We start from the raw sequence: 519 nt of genomic DNA, 5'->3' as shown, positions 1-519 counted from the left end.
AGATTGCCGTGGATGTCGGTCATCTCACGCGGGATGCCGATTTGGTCGGTGTGGAAATAGGCGATGTATTGTTTGCCGTCTTTGGCGTTGTCAAAGACTTGCGCCAGCGGTTCGTAGCTGTTTTGGTCGGTGTAGATATAGGTGTAGCTGCCTTTGTAGGTGTACTCCTGAAGTAATCGCGTTCCGTCCCAGACGAAGTGGGTGCGTTTGGGGTCGGTACTCGTCCAGGCAAGTTTGTCTTGGCGCTCTTTGGAGAGGCGTCGTCCGAACGGGTCGTAGGCGTATGTCCAAATTTCGGTATTGCCGGCGGGCTTTTTGATTTCGGCGCGGACAAGTTGGTTTTCTAAATCGTATTGGTAATATTGGTTTTCGCCGTCGGGCAGCTGGCGGTAGATCAGGTTGCCCAGTGCGTCGTAGGTGTATTCGATGCCGTTGTATTCTTTGAGGCGGTTGCCGGCGGTAAGGTTGGGGTTGGCGGGGGATTTCAGACGACCTTGAGTTTGGGGGTCGTCTGAAATC

At 53.8% G+C, this 519-nt stretch carries 1 pseudogene; it reads right to left on the bottom strand.

Annotated elements, in window-relative coordinates:
* Positions 1-518 (bottom strand): annotated as a pseudogene (locus ACTHUR_RS18225) (DUF6531 domain-containing protein); the annotation flags it as partial.
* Position 519: the final 1 nt, after the last annotated feature.

The sequence above is a fragment of the Neisseria sp. P0021.S007 genome (assembly GCF_051956855.1).
The sequence above is the reverse complement of the archived record's forward strand: the minus strand, read 5'-3'. Positions and strand labels throughout refer to the sequence as shown.